We start from the raw sequence: 23896 nt of genomic DNA on the forward strand, positions 1-23896 counted from the left end.
ACTGTTCAGGCTTTCTCGCCAAAATAATTTACAGCCCTTTCTGAGCTCCTTTCCGCTGAACTCATTGACGAATGTCTCGTGGATACTGGGGCTGTTACAATAAGAAAACGCCGTCTTCCGATGGGAATGATGGTATGGGCTGTAATGGAAATCTCTCTTTTTCGTTCTCTTTCCATGGCTCAAGTCTAAGCCTACTTTCCGCAGTAGCTCCGGGGAAAATACCGAAATTCATCAATGAGATATTGGCTATGGTTGGAAGTTTTGTACTACCTAGTAGGCGACAAAGGCATTACCCCGAGCAGTAAAGAAAAAGCCGTAACGGTATCCGTTACGGCAATATTAATAACTCAACTGACAAGCATTACGGGCTAACCCCGGCTTTCTTTAATAAGGGGGTTCCAATGAAAGGCCAAGCAAAGAAAGGAGGGGAATTAGGCGTCAATGGCGAGTATTACAAAGGTGGTCAATTTATGCCGAGGAGTGCCAGTACCGTTAAAGGCGAGCACTGTTCAACGAGTCGTAAAACGGGAAAGAAACGACGTGTGCTGATCGAACCTGGCATTCTCGTCGAAGTTAACCATGACGAAAACGCCATTTTTGCACGTATCAGTGCATTCGTTGCTGTTGAGAACGGTTTTATGCGCCAGACCGCCAGTGCGCATACGGTCACCTATTATGGTTTGGAAACGTCCTTGCCAGATCTTATCCGCCGTTATAATGCAGGTGAACGGTATTGTTGATTGTTCGATATTGATAAAAATAAGAACGGGTTTATACTAATAGTTAATAATAGTTGGTAACTAGTAGGGATTTTAACCATGTCAACGAGTGTAGCTTTAAGCCCTTACTTTGAGGAATTTATCCAAAGTCAGATTAAGAGCGGGCGATATAATAATACAAGTGAAGTGATCCGTGCAGGACTTCGCGCTTTAGAAGAGCAGGAAAATCAATTAAAACTTGCCGCACTTCAAACGGCAATAGTTGACGGTATTAATAGCGGTGAAAGTAAAGATGCGAGCGCGGTATTTAGCCGTTTATCAAGTAAGTATGCCACATTGGCTGAGGATAACGGTAGCAAATGAAATTGGGTATATCACCGCTGGCAGTACAGGATTTAGAATCGATCGGTGACTGGATAGCAAAGGATAATCCCATTAGGGCCCTGAGTTTTATTGAAGAGCTGTATCAAAAATGTCTTCTTATTGCAGACTCTCCGACCCTCTATGCTGAACGCCCAGAAATTTTGCCAGGCTTGAGAAGCTGTGCTTATGGCCGATACCTGTTATTTTTCCGCGTACTGGAAGCTGAAGTGCGCATAGAGCGCATACTCCACGGCTCCAGAGATATTCCTGCGCATTTCAGTTAACGATATACGCGGAACAGTGGCTTTTCTCGTTGTGGAAAGTGGGATAATGGGGAAAACTGCAAGTGAAAAGGCCATTGCCTATCATGGGCTTACTGAATCGTTACCGGACCTGGTCAAACGGTTCAATGCGGTCGAACGATACCGATGAGGGTGCCCCCTCACCAAAGCTGTCATGACAGTTGCTATCTTATCTTTTTATGAATGAGAAATAACAATATTAGCAAAATAGGAGTGCCAAAAATAACATAAGCCATTGCAGTGTCATGATACATTCGCAAACTCTCTACGAAAGCGCACCAAACGGTAACTGGATCATCATTACCTATCACTGTGTAGTTGTATGTAAAGCTTGAACTAAACCCGAATTCAAAAATGCCCAAGCCTAAATAAAATAATAAAACCAACAAAATAGTCAAAAACCATCTTAAAAACGTTCTATTTATCATAAGTGCTACCTAAGACACCGCCCCCCATCTCACCACCATCAAAACTTGTTGCCTCTCCGCCTATTTTCGCTGACGATGTGGCAAATTCAAAAAATAGAATCATAGTTCCTTTATCTGATGGCGTGAGATTGTCGATATTTGGATACTGTTTATGGAAATCACCTGTGACTTCAATGACATCAAGCTTCTAAAAATTATTTTTCTTGCCATCCAAATAATTCTGGAATGAAACAGGCACCGTGAACGCCTCTTCTCGTTCGATCGGATACTGCGTTCTCATTGGTGTATAACTCTCTTCAAATATCCGTGTGCCAGATTGCTTTAACCCTTTTACACCCCAAGCACGCAAAAAGTGGGCTAACTCCCCAATGACATTGAGAGCCCGATTAATAACAAAAAATATCAATGGAAAGGGTGTTCAGATATTAACATCAATGAGTGAGCCACTTCGATACCCCAAAGCCGATATTGCAGACCTTTATAGGCATCGTTGGGAAATAGAGCATGGCTTCAGGGAAATGAAACAGCATATGTTGAATAATGAACTCACATTGAGGAGCAAAAAGCCAGCATTGGTAAATCAAGAATTATGGGGAATAGTACTCGCGTATAACTTACTGCGATTTATGATGGCACAGATGGCATACAGCCTGAAAGATACAGAACCGTATCAGATGGGATTTAAACAAACTGCGCTATACCTGAGTGCTCAACTAAGCCTACTTTCCGCAGTAGCTCCGGGGAAAATACCGAAATTCATCAATGATGATATTGGCTATGGCTGGAAGTTTTGTACTACCTAGTAGGCGACAAAGGCATTACCCCGAGCAGTAAAGAAAAAGCCGCAACGGTATCCGTTACGGCGATATTAATGACTTAACTGACAAGCATTAGGGCAAAACCCGCGTTTTTTAATCAATAATTCACGAATTATTTGCTTACAGCAGCGAACGCTTCAACAATACGTTGAACATTATGACGGTTTACACCAGCCATACAAACACGCCCCGTACCCACTAAGTAGACAGCAAACTCATCTTTCAAACGCGCAACCTGCTCTTTCGAGAAGCCTGTGTAACTAAACATACCGCGTTGTTTTAACAGATGGTCAAAGTTTTTTTCTGGTAGTGCTTTTTTCAGTTCATCCACCAGAACAGTACGCATTTCTAAAATACGTACGCGCATCTCTTCAACTTCCTTCAACCATTGTGCTTTCTGTTCACTGTTTGTGAGAACTTGCGCCACAATTTTAGCCCCATTTGACGGTGGGCTTGAGTATAGGCGACGTACCCCTGCTTTTAATTGGCCTAATACGCGGTCACGTTCTTCTTGGCTTTCACAAATAACTGACAAACCACCAGCACGTTCACCATAGATACCAAAAATTTTAGAGAATGAATTACTCACAAACACAGGCAAGCCTGCTTTTACCATCGCACGGATAGCATAAGCATCTTCTTCAATACCTTCCGCAAATCCTTGATATGCAATATCCAAGAATGGGATCAGTTTTTGTGCCTTAGCCACTTTAGTCACTTCATCCCACTGCTCTGGCGTGAGATCTGAACCGGTTGGGTTATGGCAGCAAGGGTGCATTAAAATGATGCTATTTTCTGGTAATGTCTTAAATGTTGCCAGCATTTCAGCAAATTTTACCCCTTTGCTCTTTTCATCAAAGTAAGGGTAATAGTGAACTTTAGTGCCTGCTCCAGAGAAAATTGATGCATGGTTTTCCCATGTAGGGTCACTGCACCACACCTCTGATTTAGGGAAGTAATGGTTGAGGAAATCCGCACCCAATTTTAGTGCCCCTGAACCACCGATAGTTTGTACTGTCGCGATACGTTCTTGCGCAATAAGAGGACAATCAGCACCGAAGAGTAATTTTTGGATCTCTAGGCGATAATCTTTGAGACCTTCCATCGGTAAATACAGTGACGCGCTTGCTGGTAACTTGTTTAATTCCGCTTTCGCATGACCAACAGTTTTCAGCTCAGGTGTTTTACCTTCCCCATCATAGTATAAGCCGATACTCAGGTTGATCTTGTTTTCACGAGTATCTTTATTAAATTCATCCATCAGCGATAAGATCGGATCGCCCGGGTAAGAATCAACATGTTGGTACACAGTACATCTCCATAATCAGATAAAAATAATATTTTTTTGTTTCGTCTTTTGAAAATAACCCTTTGTTTGCTATTCGTCTACATATTCCATGACAACTCTTGAGGTTAATTTAGTCAGTAACTCATAATTGATAATGCCTGTTTGTGCGGCGATTTCTTCAACTGGCAGAGATTTCCCCCATAAAATCACCTCATCACCCACTTTATCATTGGCATTTGGCCCAAGATCAACGGTGATCATATCCATTGAAACTCGTCCTACAATAGGCACTTTTCGCCCATTTACCAAAACTGGCGTACCTGAAGGCGCGCTTCGGGGATAACCATCACCATAACCTATCGCAACAACGCCCAACCGAGTGTCACGCTGGCTACACCATGTTGCACCATAACCCACACATTGCCCAGCAGCATGCTCCCTAACAGCAATCAATGTTGATTTTAGTGTCATCACACTTTGTAAGCCAAAATGCTCGGCGGATGTGCCTTCTTGAGGGGAGGCACCATACATGATGATCCCCGGCCTAACCCAGTCATAATGGGCATCTGGCCATAATAAGATCCCTGCCGATGCCGCAATCGATTTTTCTCCGGCCTTATTGGCAACAAACTGTTTAAAGCAGTGAATTTGATTTGCTGTTGTCGGTAATTCAGGCTCATCAGCCTGACAGAAATGGCTGATAATATTGATGGGGTGTTTGACGTTTTTACACGCTTGCAAGCGCTGATAGAATGCTTCCGCATCTTGAGGCAACACGCCTAAGCGGTGCATGCCTGTGTCGAGTTTCATCCAAACTTTAATCGGGTTCGCCAATTCGGTTGCTTCCAGCATTGCAAGCTGTTCAACACAGTGGATAACCGTATCGATTTGATGTTCCACTAACAAGGGGAGATCAGAATGTTCGAAAAAACCTTCAAGTAATACAATAGGAGCCGTTATCCCTCGTTCCCTCAGTGCCAAAGCTTCTTTAAGTCGGGCGACACCAAAACCATCAACGAGATCTTCAAGGGTGGTGCTGACTTCGGTTAATCCATGGCCATAAGCATTTGCTTTAACAATGGCAATTAAACGGCTGTGTGGTGCGAGTTCTCTAACTCGTTGCAGATTATGTCGCAGAGCGCGGCGGTTAATTAAAGCGGTTGCCGCTTTCATTATGTCCTCTTTTTACTTTCTTATAAATCATCCAAGATGCAGCTCAGCGCCAAAGATAGATAAGCCGCTTGCTGCATACATACGCATCTGACTAGCCCACATGAGCCTAGCCAACAACACTGCCGCTTTTAGTATGACAGCTCACTCATCGTCATAGGCAGGCCCCGCATAGTTATCAAAGCGAGACCATTGACCATTGAACGTTAATCGAACCGTACCAATCGGACCGTTACGCTGTTTACCGATAATGATTTCCGCCACCCCTTTCAAGTCACTGTTATCGTGATAAACCTCATCACGATAGATAAACATAATAAGGTCAGCATCCTGCTCAATAGAGCCTGACTCACGTAAGTCTGAGTTGACTGGACGCTTATCCGCGCGTTGTTCCAAGCTCCGGTTAAGCTGTGATAGCGCCACAACAGGCACATTAAGTTCTTTAGCTAATGCCTTCAGTGACCGAGAAATTTCAGCAATTTCAAGTGTACGGTTATCCGATAATGCAGGGACTCTCATTAACTGTAAATAGTCAATCATAATCAGACTTAAACCACCATGCTCTCGATAGATACGACGCGCACGGGAACGTACTTCTGTTGGTGTTAAGCCAGAGGAGTCATCGATGTACATGTTGCGCTTTTCTGACAAAATCCCCATGGTGCTAGAAATACGCGCCCAATCCTCGTCGTCAAGCTGGCCTGTACGAATACGTGTTTGATCAACACGCGATAAGGAGGCCAACATACGCATCATGATCTGGCTACCGGGCATCTCCAAACTGAAGATCAACACGGGTTTTTCTTCCGTCATCGCTGCATTTTCACACAAGTTCATCGCAAAAGTGGTTTTCCCCATTGATGGACGAGCTGCAACAATAATAAGGTCAGAGCCTTGTAGACCCGCCGTTTTCTTATCGAGATCTTGGTAACCTGTCGACACCCCTGTCACACCATCGTGAGGTTGCTGATACAGTTTTTCTATTTTTTCAATGGTTTCAGCCAAAATTGCTTCAATATCTTTTGGCCCTTCGTCCTTATTCGCTCTCGACTCTGCAATTTGGAACACCTTCGTTTCGGCAAAGTCGAGTAAATCTTCACTGCTACGCCCCTGTGGGTCGTAACCCGCATCGGCGATATCATTCGCGACTTTGATCATGTCACGCACAACAGCACGTTCGCGGACGATGTCGGCGTAAGCATTGATATTCGCGGCACTTGGGGTATTTTTTGATAACTCGGCAAGGTAAGCAAACCCCCCGACATCATCCAATTTACCTTCCTGTTCAAGGGATTCGGATAATGTGATCAAATCGATGGGTTTACCCTGCTCAAGCAGAGTTTGCATTTGAGCAAAAATGGTACGATGCGGATGACTGTAAAAGTCTGCATGGGTGACACGCTCGGAAACAGTATCCCAACGGTCATTATCCAGCATCAACCCTCCCAATACAGACTGCTCGGCTTCGATAGAGTGTGGTGGAAGTTTTAAGCCTTCCATTTGCTGATCGCGCGGCGCACTGTACTTGTTTTCTGAAGGGTATTTCTTAGCCATACTTTCTTATCCACATCCATAATTAACTAGCACATTAGTATACGCCAAACTTGTTACTGACGTTGGCTTTCTTTGTGTTTTTCTAACGGGTATTGTGCCTTTCGTCGCTGTGGCACTAACCAATAATTCTATCATCAAACCATAGCGTTATTATTGCGTGATTGATATGGTAGGCAAATCAAACGCGAAATCATTTGTGTTGTTTGTTGAAGGCAAGAAATTATCCCTATTGAGCCAGCGATGAGAAAATGGGCGTTGTCTGCCCATCATCCAGCCGGTAATTTGATTATACGACAAGTACAAGCAGACTGTTCCTATCGGAGATGATCATGGTAAAACGTATTGAATTTGCACAACATGGTGGCCCAGAAGTTCTCAGCTATTCCGATTTCGACCTAAAAGAGCCTGCCGATAACGAAATTCAGATAGAAAATCATGCAATCGGCATCAACTATATTGATACTTATGTCCGTAGTGGGTTATACCCCGTCGCGAGTTTACCATCGGGACTTGGTACTGAAGCTGCGGGCATTGTGGTAAAAACCGGCTCCCAAGTGACAGGTTTTCGCCCAGGTGACCGAGTGATGTATGCTCAAGGCCCGCTAGGTGCTTATAGTGAAGTTCATAATGTTCCTGAACATGCCGTTGCCCATCTTCCTGATGGAATTTCATTTCAACAGGCTGCCGCCTGTGGCCTGAAAGGTATGACTGTCTATTATCTGCTGAATCAAACCTATCAAATCAAACGAGATGAAATCTTTTTATTCCATGCGGCTGCGGGTGGTGTAGGCCTGATTGCTTGCCAATGGGCAAAAGCGCTTGGCGCTAAAATGATTTGTACCGTTGGCAGCGCTGAAAAAGCCGAGCGCGCTAAAGCGGCGGGGGCATGGGAAGTCATCAATTATCAAACAGAAGATATCGCGGCACGAGTCAAAGAGATCACTCAAGGTGAAAAGGTGAATGTCGTGTACGACTCAGTGGGCCAATCAACTTGGATTGCCTCATTAGATTCACTAAAACGCCGAGGTTTAATGGTGAGCTTTGGTAACGCATCCGGCCCTGTGACCGGCGTGAACTTAGGGATTTTAAACCAAAAAGGCGGTTTATACGTCACTCGCCCATCATTAGGGGTCTATGTCACTAATCGGGCGGAGTTAGATCAGGCAAGCCATGCGCTGTTTGATATGATCTTAAGTGGCAAATTGAATGTGGATGTCCCTGAAAAACAGATCTTTGCCTTGAAAGATGTGCAAACGGCCCACCGCACATTAGAGTCGAGAAAAACCCAAGGCTCTAGCCTGCTAATCCCATAATTTTGAGTGAGATGCCAACGACGGTTGGCACCTCACACTACATTATTGGTCGCGGGTGACGAATGCAAGAGCCTGCTCGACCACCGCCAGATCAGCCCCTTTCTTATGGGCATTTTCACTCAAATAGCGCCGCCATTGGCGAGCACCGGGTATTCCTTGAAATATCCCTAACATATGACGAGTGATATGACCAAGATAAGTGCCTTGTGATAACTCTTTTTCGATATACGGGAACATTTGGCGAACAGCATCCACCGCATTCACTACAGGTAATTGGCTATCGAATAATTGGTTATCTACCGCGGTCAAAATAGAAGGATTTTGATAGGCTTCACGCCCTACCATCACGCCATCAAGGTGACGTAAATGCTCTTTTGCCTCTTCCAGTGTTTTTATTCCCCCGTTAATCGCCATGGTTAAGTGGGGAAAATCCCGTTTTAGCTGATAAACGCGCGGATAGTCCAATGGAGGAATTTCACGGTTTTCTTTCGGACTTAGGCCGGATAACCACGCCTTACGCGCATGGATGATAAACATTTCACAACCGCCTTTAGTTGAGACGGTATCAATAAAATCACACAGGAATTCGTAGCTATCTTGCTCATCAATGCCAATGCGTGTTTTCACTGTGACAGGTATCGACACAACATCCTGCATCGCTTTCACGCAATCAGCCACAAGCTGAGCATCCGCCATTAGGCAAGCGCCAAAACGACCATTTTGTACGCGGTCTGAAGGGCAACCAACATTGAGGTTGATTTCATCATAACCACGCTCTTGCGCCAACTTTGCACATTGCGCTAATGCCTCAGGGTCGCTCCCCCCCAGCTGTAATGCTACTGGCTGCTCTTCTTCACTAAATGCCAGATAATCGCCCTTACCATGAATAATGGCACCTGTTGTAACCATTTCAGTATAGAGCAACGTATTTTTACTCAATAAGCGATGAAAATATCGGCAATGGCGGTCAGTCCAGTCGAGCATAGGAGCAACGGAAAATCGATTTATGTTTTTATAGCCTGTCATACCTTGAAAAACCTTGTTTTCAGTCATTTTTATATTTGACGTGTTTCGGTGTATCTTAACCTATTTAATCTGTTTTTGCTGTATTGGAAACACGACTAAGGACACCATGGCTTTGGTGTCCTCAACAAATGACGGCTCCCCGCCGTAAAACTGATTTGCTGCCATAAAGCACGCCGATTTTTTTAGAGTAGAAACTTTCATTACCTACGGTCGAGTTTACCCTATTTACGGGTTCATTAACTTAACCAGTTGATCGGCAAGTTCAGGCGTTGAAGCACTCAATAGGCTGCCACTAAACATGACGTTATCGCGTTCACCACTTAACGAACACACATCACCCCCCGCTTCACGAATACATGGTATCAATGCTGCGCTATCCCACGGTTTCATAATCGTATCAATGGCCCCATGTAGACGCCCTGTTGCCACCATGGCATGCTGGTAAGCATCGTTGGCAAAAATAAAGTCGCGAGCGCAACTGACAACACGGTCAAGATGGTAAATCGTTGTACCTTCTCGTTGATTGTAAGTGCTACTGTGGATCCCCGATGCGGAAATGACGGCATTAGCGACCTCTTTAGGCGCATCAGTACCTAATGTTAGCCGCCGAGATAAACCGTTATGTGTTTCCAAGTAGCAACCTTGCCCTTTTGCTGCGTAAACTACCGTTGAAATGGCAGGGAAGCTGATCACCCCAACGATAGGCTCCCCCTTTTCAACATAAGCAATCAAAGTGCTAAAGAGTGGAATGCCATAAATAAAGGCGCGCGTGCCATCAATCGGGTCAATCACCCATCCAGATTCGAAAACAGTATCGCCTTCAAGGCCAAATTCTTCACCAAGGATCGGAACATCCGGTGTGTGTTGGGCAAAGTGCTCACGCAATGCCGACTCAACACGTAAATCTGTTTCCGTGACCACTGAACGGTCGGGCTTATAGTCAAAACTGCCCGCACCTTGAAATGCTTCTACGGTCATCGCTCTGACTGATTTTGCCGCTTCAAGCGCAATCGCCAGCATACTGTGGGCTCCTATTTAAAATATAACATTATGGCAATCATAACCCATGATTATGCTTGGGTTTTATGCAGTTTGACCTCACCAAAGGTCATAAAAATCAATGTGCTTCCTGCGACCCCACGATAAGCCCCTTGTTGCTGATTCAATTCGCAAGCGAGTGCCGTAAATAGCCATGCTTCATTTTCCGAGATGTCACACATCGCATCGGTAAGCTGCTCATAACCTTTGCGTTCAGCAAATTCTTGTACAGCCAATGCGTCTTGTAACAATGGCTCCTCAATCGAGCTATTTGCCCATCCCCACATCCAACTCCCTTGGTTTTGATCATAAGTACCAATGATTTGCACGGGAGCAACAGCAACGAGACCGTCTGGAGCATGAAAAACAATTGTGCCCTCTTCTTGATCGACTGACCAACTTGCCTGATCAAGATGCCAAGTATCACAGTGGAATTGGCTTTTATGCTGTAGAGCATTCATACTTCGCTCGATTAACGTATCGTAAGGTAAATCTTCAAGTTCTTGATTCATTCATATATTCCTTAAACTACAGCGTGATTATCGAACGTCAGTTTTTTATCTTATTTATCCTATAAACTGTCTTATTCACTAACCAATATTTTTTAATGCATCGACAACCAATTGCCAAAACTTAGCATGATCGAGTTTGACGGCAACCTGAGTATGGCAATCTTCAGGAGCCGGATGGCGGAAATCGGCCACAGTCATTCCAAGGGTGAGAGTTCCTGTCAGTTCAATATCTACAGGTACGCGCTGTGTCGTCATGACGGAAGGGTCGATAACATAGGCAACGGCACAGGGATCATGCACTGGTGGAGCATCAAATCCTTGTGCTTGTTTATACATTTTGCCAAAGAAATCGAGTAATTCGACGACAAATTTCGCGCAGGGTGTTCCCACGTCAGCAATGTTAGCAACGATATCTGTGGTGGCAAGCGCTTGATGGGTGAGATCTAAACCAACCATCGTTAGTGGCCATTTTTCATTAAAAACAATATGTGCCGCTTCTGGATCAATTTTGATATTAAACTCAGCCACAGGACTCCAATTTCCTACATGGTAGCCTCCGCCCATCAGCACGACTTCTTTGACGCGTTCGACGATACGTGGCTCCAACCTTGCGGCTAATGCGATATTAGTTAGCGCCCCAGTAGGCACTAAAGTGATTGTTTTGGGTGGGTGCGACATGATCAATTTAATGATCAATTCTACCGCATGGCAGTTTTCCAAAGTCAACGATGGCTCAGGTAGTTGAGGACCATCTAACCCAGAGTCACCATGAATATCGGGGGCAATTTCAACTTCACGTACCAGTGGTCGTGAGGAGCCGGCTGCAAAAGGAATACCACGAATTTTTGCCATTTCAGCAACGGCTAAGGCATTGCGAGCCACTTTTTCAAGCGTTTGGTTACCAGCAACGGTCGTCACTGCCAGTAAGTCAATTTCAGGGTTGCCATAAGCTAATAGCATCGCAATTGCATCGTCATGTCCGGGGTCGCAATCAAGGATGATTTTCTTTGCCATACACCTTACCTTATTGAATTAAAAGGGAGCCTTTTATTAAAGCTCCCAATGTAACCAGCTAACAAAGTAAAATCTATGAGCTTTCGCCGATTTAAAAAATGTTTACTTCAAAACATGCGCATAGACACGTTTTTGTCCATCTTCTGTTTTCGGGATATATACCCCTTGTAGCTCAGGCGCAAATCCCGGAAGCAAGTTGATCCCCGCCTCCAAAGCTTGGAAGTAACGCAAGACAGGCCCTTCCCAAACTTCACCGGGCACCACACACAGTACGCCCGGAGGATAAGGCAGCGCCCCCTCAGCAGCAATACGCCCTTCTAGCTCACATAGAGGAAGCAGCTCCACGTTGCCGCGAATAAACTCAAGGTGCGCTTGTTGTGGGTTCATTTTCACTGTCGGAAAATGCTGCTTACGGAACATCTCTTTTTGCAATTGCTTAATATTGTACTGAACACTCAACTGGTGCATTTCTTGGCACAAACGACGTAATGTGTAGCCTTGATAATGCTCTTGGTAGCGTTGATAAACGGACGGTAACACTTCTTCCAGTGAAGCATCTTCATCCAGTAATTGTTCAAAACGAACCAAATGGGTAACTAGTAGCTCTAATTTCTCTTTACTCTCTGCGGGGGTGAGTAAAAATAGGATGGAATTTAAGTCACATTTCTCGGGGATCACACCATGTTCACGTAAGAAATGCGCCAATATAGTCGCCGGAACGCCAAAGGATTCGTATTCACCACTTTGAGCATCGATACCCGGCGTTGTTAGCATCAACTTACAAGGGTCAACAAAATATTGATTTTCCGCATACCCTTCAAACGCATGCCAACGTTCATTAGGAATAAAATTAAAGAAGCGCTGTTCAGAAGCAATTTGCGCCGTTGGGTACTCTTGCCATGGTTTTCCGTCGACAAATTCAGGCACAAAGGGTCTAAAATAATGGCAGTGGTTGATAATGGCTTTTCTAACCTCAATGCCAAGTCTTACGCACTCCATCCACATCATTTCCCCTGCATCCCCTTGATGCATACGCGCATTGACATCTAACGAGGCAAACAGCGGATAAAATGGACTGGTAGACGCGTGCATCATAAAAGCGTTATTCAGCTTTTTATGCGAGACAAAGCGCTCTTGCCCTTTAATATGGTTATCTTTTTTATGGATTTGCGACGCTTGCGAGAACCCTGCCAATTGTTTATGCACCGATTGAGTCACCATAATACCAGGATCATTTTCATTTAATTCAAGTAATAGTGGCGAACATTGGCGCATCATAGGGATAAATTGTTCGTAGCCAACCCACGCAGAATCGAACAAAATATACTCACATAAATGACCAATTTTATCGACAACCTGCCTTGCATTGTAAACCGTGCCGTCATAAGTACCGAGCTGGATCACCGCTAAGCGGAATGGACGTTCACGCGTATTTTTTTCAGGCATGACGTCATTAATCAATGAACGCAAGTAGTCCTCTTCAAAACAATGCGCATCGATTCCCCCGATAAAACCAAATGGGTTACGTGCCGTTTCAAGGTAAACCGGTGTTGCGCCCGCTTGGATCAGGGCGCCATGGTGGTTTGATTTATGATTATTGCGATCGAATAAAACCAAGTCTCCCGGTGTTAGCAAGGCATTTAACACGACTTTATTGGAAGAAGAGGTGCCGTTTAGTACAAAATAGGTTTTATCTGCATTAAATACGCGAGCCGCAAATTTCTGTGCTTCTTTCGCAGCCCCTTCATGGATCAGCAGGTCTCCCATCGCGACATCAGCATTACACAAGTCGGTACGAAACAGGTTTTCGCCATAAAATTGGTAAAACTGTTCGCCAGTTGGATGGCGGCGAAAAAATTGTCCACCTTGATGGCCCGGACAAGCAAAAGTGACATTATGCCCCGCAGCATAATCCATCATTCGCGCAAAAAATGGCGGTAATAGCTGTTCAAGATAGTGATTTGCCGCTGCAAATAATTGACGACTATTTTCACTACGCTCAGCCGGTGCAGGCGGTAAAATTCCCGTTAAATAAGGAGGATGAGGGATATCATCTGGAAGCTGTTTATCACTAATGATAAACAGCGGAATACTGAGTTTACTCTCTGCAACCCTTTTCCACAGCCCTTGATTGGCATCCAACTCGGATAGCACAACAGCAGCAATATTGTTTAACTGTGCATCGCGAATATCTACTCATTGGAATTCTCCCGTAAAGTAGATAGCGACCCCCTGGCTACATGCCACATTGATTTTTTTCATAACAGTCTGGCTCTTAGTTAGCTGAGGAAAAGAGGCCGACAATATACTTGATAGGAAATCAGATTGGAATTGCCATAAAGTGCGGGAATAATTCTAATTTTTCGGGAGGAGATAATATTTGATAACCTACTGTTTAATAGCATAAAAAATTTCTATGCCATTTTTAAGTTATCAGCATTAAACAAGGAAAAATGGGTGCGAAATTCATTAACCGACTAACATTAAGCCTATTAGCAGAATATTAGTCGGCCAATTTCTCTAAACTGGGAGCTTAGTTGTTTTTTTCCATATACAGTGTCTGTGTAGGATAAGCGAAGTCCGCACCATGCTGTTTGACGATGGCAATTATTTTTAAATAGACTTCTTGTTGTGCGGCTAACCATTCGGCCCACACGGTAGTTTTCGTAAAACAATACACCATAATATTCAGTGACGAATCCGCAAACTCATCAAAATAAACTAATAATGTTTGCCCAGTATCAATACTTGGCTCTTGTTGCAACATAGTCCGAATATCACTCACAATAGCGCCGATTTTATCGGCATCTTCATAGCGCAGACCTAATGACGTTTTGATTCGGCGGTTAGTCATACGCCCAGGGTTTTCAACGCTTATCGACGAAAAGAGTGAGTTAGGGATATACAAGGGTCGATGGTCAAAGGTGATAATTTTAGTAATTCGCCAACCAATCTCAACCACCGTACCTTCAATGTTTCTGTCGGGTGAGCTAACCCAATCGCCGATATTAAAAGGCCTATCAAAGTAAAGCATGATCCCTGAGAAGAAGTTACTCAGAATATCTTTACCGGCCATACCGATAGCAATGCCGCCAATCCCGCCGAAGGCCATCAACCCCGATAGGCTCATGCCGAAATGTTCGCCAAATAGTAAAACCATTACGACAAAAATGGTGGTTTTAAAGACTCGAGCGATAATACGTGCAGAGGTTGGATCACTTCCTCTTTTTATTTGCGTTTTTTCAAGTCTATTGACGAGCTGAAACAGCTTACGCACGAGAATGATCGCAATGATGGCAACAGTGATGAAATTAATCAGCGGAGTTGAAATAAAGGTTAAATTAAAATCCGTTGCCGCCATATCCAAATATTGAGCGGCAACCATCACCATACTACACAGCACAGCGGTCTGAATAACATGAATAAAAATACTTTTATTCTTATGCTTATGCCTACGTTTTTTACTTATCATCTCGAAAATAATAGCCACGGCTAAACACACCGCAACGATAGTAACGCCAATGGCATATTTTTCGAGTAATGAATCAATCATATCTCACCGCTCCAAGCTGCCCATTTTACTTTTTAATAAAACTTATATGTCTACTACGCTATTTTCGATAAACTCTTGATGGATCAAACGCAGCAATAAAAAAACCTCACTAAGATAGCAACTTTAAACGTGATTTTCTCAACAATTATCAACTGTTTTTTTAGACTATCTAATATGGATATAACGCATAATGTTTACCCCTGATCCCAAAGAAATTGATACTGTACTTCGATTAAATCTACAACAAAAATACCGCTATTTTGTCAGTAAAGTTGCCGATTGGGAGGAAGTTTGGGTGATTTTCTGCCAAGAGGAGCTTGTTACCATGCGAGATAATAATAGACGCTTATTATTACCTGTTTGGCCTGCTCAAGCCTATGCACAGCGTAATCTTAATGGTCAATGGGCCAAGTGTACGGCAACCAAGCTAACACTGACCCACTTTATGACAGAAATATTGCCAGATATGGATGGCGCAAATATGACAGTTGCCATGATGGTAGACAGTCAATGCCAAACTTATGTGATTGCCGAAGCGAAGTCGCTATTACAAGATTTAATTGAAGCGTGTAAGCACCGCAGCTCATCGATTTAGGCTGATAATTAACCATAAGGAATAAAACTTTCTCACATGAGTCAGCCTTATGAGCTTATCAGCCTAATTGCCACTCTCGCTCTTAGCGATTCACGATTTAAGCTGCACGAATTCAGCAAACTCTTCAATACTTGGATAAGAGGATTGCGTTCCTTTACCTGTCACACTAAATGCAGAAAACATGACAGCCTTTTTCAAAGCTTCCGCGATATTGCCTGTATGCACATAATAATGAGAGAAACAGCCAATAAAAGCATCCCCTGCACCACTGGTATCCACCGCATTCACTTTAATGGCAGGGATCAACAACTCGTTATCGCGAGTCATCCAGAGTGCACCTTTATCACCCAACGTGACGATAAGATTTTTCAACCCTTTATCGAGCAAAGACTTGGCTGCACGGCGGATGTTTTCCATCGAATCAACAGGCATATTAGTGAGGATCTCAAGCTCAGTTTCATTCGGCACAAAGAAATCACAACGACAAGCAAAATCAAGATCTAACGTACGCTGTGCTGGTGCAGGATTCAGCAATACAGGAATGTTATGTTTGTTACCAAAAGCAATCGCGTGATAAACCGTTTCTAATTGAACCTCAAGCTGCAATACGATCAATTTGCATTTTTTCAAATCGTCAGCCGCACGCTCAATATCTTCAGGGGATAAAAATTTATTTGCTCCTTTCACAATGAGAATGCGATTAGCAGAATTCGGATTAACAAAAATCGGTGCTACACCGCTAGAAGTACATGGCACTTTTTCCACATAACGGGTGTTAATACCATAAGACTCAAGATTACGAATGGTGTTATCAGCAAAAATATCATCACCGACTTTTGTTAACATAATCACTTTTGAATTAAGTTTTGCCGCAGCAACCGCTTGATTGGCACCTTTACCACCACAGCCGATTTTAAATGCAGGCGCCTCCAAGGTCTCACCCTCTTTTGGCATCTGATCCGTATAAGTGATCAGATCGACCATATTTGAACCTATAACTGCTATATCCATAACGCCTCTCATGTTAAATAAATCACATTATGATACTATATTAACATTATCATGTTGCATAAATATCATTCGTGATTAAGATCGCGAATAACGAATGAGCAAGTGTCATATCCGCCACATTTTTTCATTCCTTATTATTGACTCTCTCTATTCTCAATAGGAAAAATTTACATGAAAAATATAGCACAATATATCGATCATACTCTGTTGGCCGCCAATGCAACCGTCAATGACATCAAACAGCTTTGTGCCGAAGCCGCAGAGCACCACTTTGCTTCTGTCTGCGTGAACACAGGTTATGTTCCTTTAGCCAGCGAATGTCTGAAAAATAGCGATGTTATGGTCTGTTGTGTGGTAGGCTTTCCGCTCGGTGCATGCTTAACTGAGGCCAAAGCATTTGAAGCCGCAGAAGCCGTACGCCGTGGTGCTAATGAAGTTGATATGGTGATTAACGTTGGTATGCTAAAAAGTGGTGACCTTGAGTTCGTTCGCCAAGATATTGCCGCCGTTTTAGCGGCTTGTGGTGAGGCAACTTTAAAAGTTATTTTGGAAACTTGCCTATTAACCGATGATGAAATCACCCAAGTTTGTGAAATTTGCCGCACATTAAACGTTGGTTTTGTGAAAACTTCAACAGGTTTCAGTACAATGGGCGCTACAGAGCACCATGTCGCGTTAATGCGTAAAGTCGTTGGTGATAAAATCGGCGTTAAAGCATCAGGTGGTGTGCGTGATCGCGAAACCGCAGAAAAAATGATCAAAGCCGGAGCTAATCGCGTTGGGGCAAGTGCCAGTGTAGCGATTGTTTCGGGAAACAGTGTAGCCTCTAATGGCTACTAAATGTTGGGGCGCGGTTAGCCCGCGCCAATAAAGAAAGGATTGATCGGTGATAGAAACGAAACAAAAAGAACGCCTTCGTCGTTTGAGTGAATGTATTAAACGCTCAGGAAGAATTCACCTTAAAGATGCCGCAAGAATACTTGAAGTCTCTGAAATGACGATCCGCCGTGATCTGAATGCCGAGACCGAAGGGCCTATTCCAATGTCTCTGCTTGGTGGTTATATCGTTTCTGTCACCCAACCTTCCTCACTGACACAAAATGATCCTCAAGCCGACATCTTTACCCCCGATCAAACCGAAGAGCTACATATCCCCAATTTAGCGGCGAGTATGGTGTCAGAAGACGATGTGATCTTTTTCGATAATGGGATCGAAATGGCCACCTTAATCGCCTTGATCCCAGAAGAGATAAGCTTTACAGGGATTTGTTATTCACATAACGTTTTTTTGGCTCTAAGCCAGAAAAAAAATGCCACCGCATTACTCTGTGGGGGGGAATATCGCCCTAAAAGCGACTCATTTTATAACCCGACCCAACCTTCTCTCCTTGATTCGATTAACCCGAAAAAAGCCTTTATCTCGGCTGCCGGTATTCATAGTCACTATGGCGTCACATGCTATAACTTAGACGATTTAGCAATGAAGAAAAAAGCGATGGAAAAATCAATCCGCAAAATTTTGCTCGCCAAATACAACCTGTTTGATGAAGTCGCCACGGCCAATATGGGGGAACTTTCGCAATTTGATGTCATTATTACCAATCGGCAACTCGCTGATGAATATGAAGCCTATTGCCGCAATGGGTTTGTGAAAGTCATTTACTGACAGCAGTGATACCCAATTTACTGCCTATTTTTTCGACACGCATGATAACGTGCCGAGTTCATCTATTAGCGAACAAGAGGCCATGCCATCGCTCTAAATTTTAATGGTTAAATAGTCGCTCGCTATCTCGGTATTAGGGAAAATGGCTTGGCACTCCGCCAGCAGCATCGGCATATCTTCAGCGCTATAACGACCACTGATATGCGTCGCAATAAAACGTTTCACACCCGCGTCTCGCGCTAACTGCGCCGCTTGCCCTGTGGTACTGTGCCCCCGATCATTGGCTTTTTCATGATACGCATTTTCCAGCGTCGTTTCATGCACCATAACATCCGCATTCTTTGCCAAGAAAAGAGCCTGTTCCGTTGGTTTGGTATCCCCAAAAATCGCAATGACTTTGCCAGGCTTTGGCTTACCTAAATAATCAGCACCATTAACACGGCGACCGTCGGCTAACATAATAGTTTCACCGGCCTTTAACGCTTGCATCCACGGGCCGCGTGGAATGTTATCTTGCGCTAATTTATCAACATCTAATGAACCTCGTTTAGGATGTTCTTCAATACGGTAACCATAGCATTCAACGCGATGGTCAAGCGGGTAGGCTGTCACGATTAACTCACCATCATCAAACAACTGCCCTGGCTCTATTTCGATCATTTCAAGAGGATAAGTCATATAAGAGCTGCTCAGGGTCAGTACTGTTTCGACATACTGTTTTAAACCTTTTGGACCATATAACGTTAATGGATCAGTTGCTCCCCCCATTGAGCGGCTACATAACAGCCCCGGTAATCCAAAAATATGATCTCCATGTAGATGGGTAATAAAAATTTTTTCAATTCTTGGCGCCTTAAATACGCTATTTAAAATGCGATGTTGAGTTCCTTCACCACAATCAAACATCCAGTATGTTTTACGTATGCCTGTTAGGTTTAATAGCATACTGGTGACGTTACGCTCTTTGGTCGGCACACCGGCACTCGTTCCTAAAAAGGTTAACTCCATCTTTTCACACTCCATACTTAACTGTTTTTATTATTTTTATAATAAATAAACTTAATGTTTCTAATAAATTACTGAGTATCTTATCAATTTCGCCAAGCACTAAGCCTTTTTCACCTTATCCCAATCTAATCCAAAACGCGCCAAATACTTACGTAACCTATCTGCATCATTCGGCTGCTTTTTCTGCTGTCTTGAAACAGCAAACAGTACTCTACCCGCTTCTGAGAGACTTGATGAGCGACGGCATACATCTAATACTGTGGCTAATTGTTGCTGCTCAAATAGGTCAATTTCGCCAACTTCTGGCGGCAAGGTGTCTTTTGCTTTTGTGACCCACTGTGATTGCAATCTCATGATCTCTTCATCAACGACCGCTTTTGTCACACGACCACGTTCAGCAAAGGTTGCCATGCGGCTGATTGATGCTCCGAGTTCACGGAAGTTACCCCGCCACAACGCTTGCGCTGAACAGGCAAACGTTAAGTAAGCTTGGCGAGCTTCACTATCAAAGCGGATTTGGCTTTGTGCATCCTGACTAAATTTAGCCAACTCATAATCGATATTAGGCTCAATATCCTCACGTCTTTCCGCCAGCCCAGGTAAGGTGAAAGTCCACATATTGATACGCGCAAATAAATCTTCGCGAAATTTACCCTCTTCAACCCATTGCGCCAAATTACGATGTGTACCCGCTATCAATTGAAAGTCACTTTGCACTTCCTCATCGGAACCGTACGGAAAAAAACTTTTTTCTTCAATGGCTTTTAGTAGCATGGCTTGTTCGTCCAGCCCTAATTCAGCAATTTCATCTAAAAATAAGATACCACCGTCAGCCTCTTTAAGCAGGCCACGACGTGGGTTAATCGCGCCTGTAAACGCGCCTTTAATATGCCCAAATAGCGTTGACATCGCGTTATCACCGCGTAACGTGGCACAGTTAACCTCAACAAAGCGCCCTTTAATATGATGGCGACTTTCTCGCAATTGATAAATTCTGCGCGCCAAAAAGGATTTACCCGCCCCTGTAGGGCCATTTAATAAGATAGGCGCTTTTGAACGTAAAGCGACTCGTTCGATCCGCTCAATCATCGCGTTAAAATTCGCGTTACGAGTTGCGATACCTGATTTCAAAAAAGACACTTGAGCCTGTTGCTCTTTTTGAAAACGGCTCGTGATGTGCGTATAGCGACTGAGGTCGAGATCAATCACCGTATAGATACCCGCGGGATCTTTTTCTCTTCCCGCTTCTGTCGGTGAGGTTTGCAATAATTTAGCGGGTAAATAGTGTGCTTCTGTTAACAAGAACCAGCAGATTTGCACCACGTGAGTACCCGTCGTGATATGAACCAAATACTCTTCATTCTCAGTGTCAAAAGGGTAATTTGAAGAAAAATCCAGTAACGAGGTATAAACCTCTTCAAAATCCCACGGATCAGCAATATCCACCTCGCGTAATATGACCTCCGTCTGTGGTGAGACTTGCTCAATATCCTCTTTCACATGATGAGCCATATTATAATTATTTACCTGATGGATTAATTCAAAGCGATGAATATCCAGATCAGGTTGCTGACATAGCCCAACTGAAGGGCGCCATTTCGTCCACCGATTCGTTCTTTTTCCACGTCGATCCAGTGCCGTACCTAATACGCCAATAACAACCTTACGCTTCTTATTCATTTTATATAAATTTATAAATCACGATAATTAAAGATAAAAAATAGCATAGGTTATTTTTTATCTGAATCATACCAGAATAATTCCAAAAAAATTAAGTTATTACATATCAATAAGATAAATATTTTTTTGTTATTTTAAACAAAGTTGGCACGCTTATCGCAATATTAAAATCATCCACTGCCGGATATTGTCAGAACTTCGGTTCTACCGGTGCAGACATGGTGGCGAAATGATGTCACTACATGGTCTGTATTCCGCCGTCAGTAAGATAATAACTTAATGATAGTTAATCTGTTCCTTCCAGAACAAAAAAACTTGATATAACAACGGGTTATAAAAATTAGGCAACACACCACCCTCCGAGATCTTTATCGGGTCATGGGCAGAACCTTAGACAGCCAGTTTGACGGCACTCTAACTTTCCCCCCATCACTCCATACTTTTCTTCGATGGTGGCTCATAATAATAAAGGAATAAATAATGAAAAAAATAATTGTGGCACAAGGACAAATTGCGCTGACCGAGAAAAACGGTAATTTTCAGCATCTTTTGCTAGCAGGTGAACACCGTATCAATGATTGGTTTAATAAACTCACCGTTAGCCTGTTCACACTTAATCATGAACCTATTGATGCAAAGTTGGCTGATCATTTGCGCCAATATCACCCTGATTGGGTGGAAGCGCATTGTATAGATATTAATTTATCGGATAACGAGATCGCTTTTTTATATCTTCATAATAATTTGACTGAAATTTTAGCGCCGGCAACGCGACGCCTGTATTGGAAAATTGCAGAAACATTACGTGTAGAAATTCAACAAACTGGTGATATTGCTATCCCACAAACATTAGTCAACCGCCTAAATAGCAAAAAATGGATTAAGGGTCGAGATATCAGCTTAGTGGTCCAAGTTCCAGCGTGGCATGTTGGGGTATTAAAGGTTGATGGTGAAGTCAAAACATTATTGCAACCCGGAAATTATGGTTACTGGTGTATTGAACACCAGCCTCAGGTAGACGTTATTGATACCCGTTTACTGGCGATTGAGGTCAGTGGTCAAGAGATCCTAACCAAAGACAAAGTGACATTGCGTATCAATTTGTCAGCCAACTGGCGCTACCGTGATATTTTGTTGGCCTTCTCAAAGTTGAGCCAACCCGTCGATTATCTCTACCGTGAGCTACAGTTTGCCTTACGAGAAATTATCGGCACACGCTCATTAGATGAGTTACTGGAAAACAAGCAACTCATTGATGAATTGATGCTAGAACAAATTACCCAATGTGTCGCTGAATTTGGCTTGGATGTCGATAGCATTGGCGTAAAAGACATTATTTTGCCGGGTGATATGCGAACTATTTTGTCGCAAGTGGTAGAAGCGGAAAAGGCCGCCCAAGCAAACGTGATCCGCCGTCGAGAAGAAACCGCGGCAACACGCTCATTATTAAACACGGCAAAAGTCATGGAAAACAACCCCATTGCTTTACGTTTAAAAGAGCTGGAAACACTAGAAAGCATTGCGCATCGAATCGACCAAATATCCGTTTATGGTGGATTGGATCAAGTATTAAACGGACTGGTAAAAATTAAGGAATAAAGAATGAACAATAACGCTGTTAACGAACTTATTTTGGAAAATAGCGCACCTGTAAAAATGTGGACTAACGGTGTACCGGTTGATCCTAAAGCCGTAGTACAACTGCAAAACACCGCTAAAATGCCTTTTATTTTTAAACATTTAGCAGTAATGCCTGATGTACATGTCGGTAAAGGTTCCACTATTGGTAGTGTGATCCCAACCAAAGGCGCCATTATTCCGGCTGCCGTTGGCGTTGATATCGGTTGTGGGATGATAGCAGTGCGAACTTCACTAACCGCCTCTGATTTACCGGATAGCCTGCAAAATATCCGTTTTGCAATTGAAGCGGCTGTTCCACATGGACGTACAACTCAACGCCATGGTCGTGATAAAGGAGCCTGGCATCGAGCACCCGAAATTGTTGATCAGCATTGGGCGCATTTAGATGAAGAATTTAAACGTATTTGTGATAAATACCCAAAACTGCGTGGAACAAACCACTACAACCATTTAGGAACATTAGGAACAGGTAACCACTTTATTGAACTGTGTTTAGATGAACAAGATCGTGTATGGGTGATGCTACATAGTGGTTCTCGCGGTGTCGGTAACGCGATTGGTAACTTATTTATTTCATTAGCACATAAAGATATGCAACAGCATATTGCCAATCTGCCTGATCGCGATTTGGCGTACTTTGAAGAAGGGAGCCAACACTTTAATGATTACATGGAAGCCGTAGGTTGGGCACAAGATTTCGCTCGCCATAACCGTGAAGTCATGATGCACCGAGTACTAGAAGCACTATCAAAAACGATCACGAAGCCATTCACCACACAACAAGAAGCGGTGAATTGCCACCATAACTATGTACAAAAAGAGCACCATTTTGGTGAAGAGATACTGGTAACCCGTAAAGGTGCCGTATCTGCGAGAAAAGGGCAAATGGGGATCATTCCCGGCTCTATGGGGGCTAAAAGCTTTATCGTACGCGGTTTAGGGAATGAAGAAAGTTTCTGCTCTTGCAGCCATGGTGCAGGCCGTGTGATGAGTCGAACAGAAGCGAAAAAGCGCTATTCTGTGGCAGATCAAAAACTAGCAACAGCCCATGTAGAGTGTCGAAAAGATAGTGACGTCATTGATGAGATCCCAATGGCATACAAAGATATTGATGCCGTGATGGCCGCACAATCGTCATTAGTAGAAATCGTACATACACTGCGTCAGGTCGTGTGTGTGAAAGGATAGGAGAATGGC

The 23896-nt window shown here is 43.5% G+C and carries 21 protein-coding genes and 2 pseudogenes; 11 read left to right on the forward strand and 12 right to left on the reverse strand.

The window, feature by feature from the left end:
• Positions 1-78: 78 nt before the first annotated feature.
• From PSE69_RS19910 to PSE69_RS13415, 5 genes and pseudogenes are all read left to right on the forward strand, one after another.
• Positions 79-189 (forward strand): transposase domain-containing protein, encoded by a 111-nt coding sequence (locus PSE69_RS19910; protein ID WP_350244674.1) that lies wholly within the window; start codon positions 79-81, stop codon positions 187-189.
• 212 nt (positions 190-401) lie between these two features.
• The gene (locus PSE69_RS13400) at positions 402-740 is read left to right on the forward strand and encodes a hypothetical protein (protein WP_004924517.1); all 339 of its coding nucleotides are present in this window, start codon (positions 402-404) and stop codon (positions 738-740) included.
• 78 nt (positions 741-818) lie between these two features.
• Positions 819-1082 (forward strand): type II toxin-antitoxin system ParD family antitoxin, encoded by a 264-nt coding sequence (locus PSE69_RS13405; RefSeq protein WP_004924521.1) that lies wholly within the window; start codon positions 819-821, stop codon positions 1080-1082.
• Positions 1079-1366 carry a type II toxin-antitoxin system RelE/ParE family toxin gene (locus PSE69_RS13410; protein ID WP_014656874.1) on the forward strand — a complete coding sequence of 96 codons (288 nt, stop codon included), beginning with the start codon at positions 1079-1081 and terminating at the stop codon, positions 1364-1366. The genes PSE69_RS13405 and PSE69_RS13410 overlap by 4 nt, the downstream gene beginning before the upstream one ends.
• 778 nt (positions 1367-2144) lie before the next feature.
• A pseudogene (locus PSE69_RS13415) lies at positions 2145-2684 on the forward strand (transposase); the annotation flags it as partial.
• A 58-nt stretch (positions 2685-2742) separates the two neighbouring features.
• On the opposite strand, the gene PSE69_RS13420 reads toward PSE69_RS13415, so the two are convergent.
• The 3 genes from PSE69_RS13420 to dnaB form a co-directional block, all read right to left on the reverse strand.
• On the reverse strand, positions 2743-3939 hold the full coding sequence (locus PSE69_RS13420) for an amino acid aminotransferase (RefSeq protein WP_014656877.1): 1197 nt from the start codon (positions 3937-3939) through the stop codon (positions 2743-2745).
• 69 nt (positions 3940-4008) lie between these two features.
• On the reverse strand, positions 4009-5091 hold the full coding sequence (alr, locus tag PSE69_RS13425; protein ID WP_004924542.1) for an alanine racemase: 1083 nt from the start codon (positions 5089-5091) through the stop codon (positions 4009-4011).
• A 141-nt stretch (positions 5092-5232) separates the two neighbouring features.
• The gene (gene dnaB, locus PSE69_RS13430) at positions 5233-6642 is read right to left on the reverse strand and encodes a replicative DNA helicase (protein WP_004924545.1); all 1410 of its coding nucleotides are present in this window, start codon (positions 6640-6642) and stop codon (positions 5233-5235) included.
• Between the two features lie 329 nt (positions 6643-6971).
• On the opposite strand from dnaB, the gene PSE69_RS13435 reads away from it, so the two are divergent.
• Entirely contained in the window at positions 6972-7955 is a 984-nt protein-coding gene (locus tag PSE69_RS13435; protein ID WP_183124503.1) for an NADPH:quinone reductase, read from the forward strand.
• Between the two features lie 42 nt (positions 7956-7997).
• Here the strand turns inward: PSE69_RS13435 and dusA are convergent, their stop codons facing one another.
• The 6 genes and pseudogenes from dusA to PSE69_RS13465 all read right to left on the reverse strand — a co-directional run bounded on the left by dusA (position 7998) and on the right by PSE69_RS13465 (position 15098).
• Complete coding sequence (dusA, locus tag PSE69_RS13440) at positions 7998-9008, reverse strand: tRNA dihydrouridine(20/20a) synthase DusA (protein ID WP_004924554.1); 1011 nt, start codon at positions 9006-9008, stop codon at positions 7998-8000.
• Between the two features lie 198 nt (positions 9009-9206).
• Positions 9207-10001, reverse strand: coding sequence for an inositol monophosphatase family protein (locus tag PSE69_RS13445; RefSeq protein WP_014656881.1), 795 nt, complete (start codon positions 9999-10001; stop codon positions 9207-9209).
• A gap of 50 nt (positions 10002-10051) precedes the next feature.
• Positions 10052-10531, reverse strand: a complete 480-nt coding sequence (locus PSE69_RS13450; RefSeq protein ID WP_036942011.1) for a DUF6882 domain-containing protein — start codon at positions 10529-10531, stop codon at positions 10052-10054.
• A gap of 78 nt (positions 10532-10609) precedes the next feature.
• A complete protein-coding gene (uriH, locus tag PSE69_RS13455; RefSeq protein WP_121874886.1) occupies positions 10610-11545 on the reverse strand; it encodes a uridine-preferring nucleoside hydrolase UriH in 936 nt (311 codons plus the stop codon).
• Between the two features lie 102 nt (positions 11546-11647).
• Positions 11648-13807: pseudogene (locus PSE69_RS13460) on the reverse strand (ornithine decarboxylase).
• 271 nt (positions 13808-14078) lie between these two features.
• Positions 14079-15098 (reverse strand): mechanosensitive ion channel family protein, encoded by a 1020-nt coding sequence (locus tag PSE69_RS13465; RefSeq protein WP_004926073.1) that lies wholly within the window; start codon positions 15096-15098, stop codon positions 14079-14081.
• A gap of 190 nt (positions 15099-15288) precedes the next feature.
• Here PSE69_RS13465 and PSE69_RS13470 point away from each other — a divergent pair, with 190 nt between their 5' ends.
• Positions 15289-15693: a DUF2750 domain-containing protein gene (locus tag PSE69_RS13470; RefSeq protein ID WP_088498935.1), complete on the forward strand. Its 405-nt coding sequence runs from the start codon at positions 15289-15291 to the stop codon at positions 15691-15693.
• Positions 15694-15783: 90 nt separating this feature from the next.
• Here the strand turns inward: PSE69_RS13470 and rbsK are convergent, their stop codons facing one another.
• Positions 15784-16704 carry a ribokinase gene (rbsK, locus tag PSE69_RS13475; RefSeq protein ID WP_036942016.1) on the reverse strand — a complete coding sequence of 307 codons (921 nt, stop codon included), beginning with the start codon at positions 16702-16704 and terminating at the stop codon, positions 15784-15786.
• Positions 16705-16875: 171 nt separating this feature from the next.
• On the opposite strand from rbsK, the gene deoC reads away from it, so the two are divergent.
• Both deoC and deoR read left to right on the forward strand, forming a co-directional pair.
• The gene (gene deoC, locus PSE69_RS13480; protein ID WP_004926069.1) at positions 16876-17544 is read left to right on the forward strand and encodes a deoxyribose-phosphate aldolase; all 669 of its coding nucleotides are present in this window, start codon (positions 16876-16878) and stop codon (positions 17542-17544) included.
• A gap of 46 nt (positions 17545-17590) precedes the next feature.
• Entirely contained in the window at positions 17591-18370 is a 780-nt protein-coding gene (gene deoR / locus PSE69_RS13485; protein ID WP_272675278.1) for a DNA-binding transcriptional repressor DeoR, read from the forward strand.
• A gap of 93 nt (positions 18371-18463) precedes the next feature.
• On the opposite strand, the gene rnz is transcribed toward deoR, so the two are convergent.
• Together rnz and rtcR are read right to left on the reverse strand one after the other, a co-directional pair.
• Positions 18464-19378, reverse strand: coding sequence for a ribonuclease Z (gene rnz / locus PSE69_RS13490; protein WP_053110148.1), 915 nt, complete (start codon positions 19376-19378; stop codon positions 18464-18466).
• A 99-nt stretch (positions 19379-19477) separates the two neighbouring features.
• Positions 19478-21058: an RNA repair transcriptional activator RtcR gene (gene rtcR / locus PSE69_RS13495; RefSeq protein ID WP_004926065.1), complete on the reverse strand. Its 1581-nt coding sequence runs from the start codon at positions 21056-21058 to the stop codon at positions 19478-19480.
• A gap of 477 nt (positions 21059-21535) precedes the next feature.
• Between rtcR and PSE69_RS13500 the strand changes: the two genes are divergently transcribed.
• Both PSE69_RS13500 and PSE69_RS13505 read left to right on the forward strand, forming a co-directional pair.
• Entirely contained in the window at positions 21536-22657 is a 1122-nt protein-coding gene (locus PSE69_RS13500) for a slipin family protein (protein ID WP_183124506.1), read from the forward strand.
• Between the two features lie 3 nt (positions 22658-22660).
• Positions 22661-23887, forward strand: a complete 1227-nt coding sequence (locus PSE69_RS13505; protein ID WP_004926062.1) for an RtcB family protein — start codon at positions 22661-22663, stop codon at positions 23885-23887.
• Positions 23888-23896: the final 9 nt, after the last annotated feature.

This window comes from Providencia sp. PROV122 (assembly GCF_028482365.1).
Classification (GTDB): domain Bacteria; phylum Pseudomonadota; class Gammaproteobacteria; order Enterobacterales; family Enterobacteriaceae; genus Providencia; species Providencia stuartii.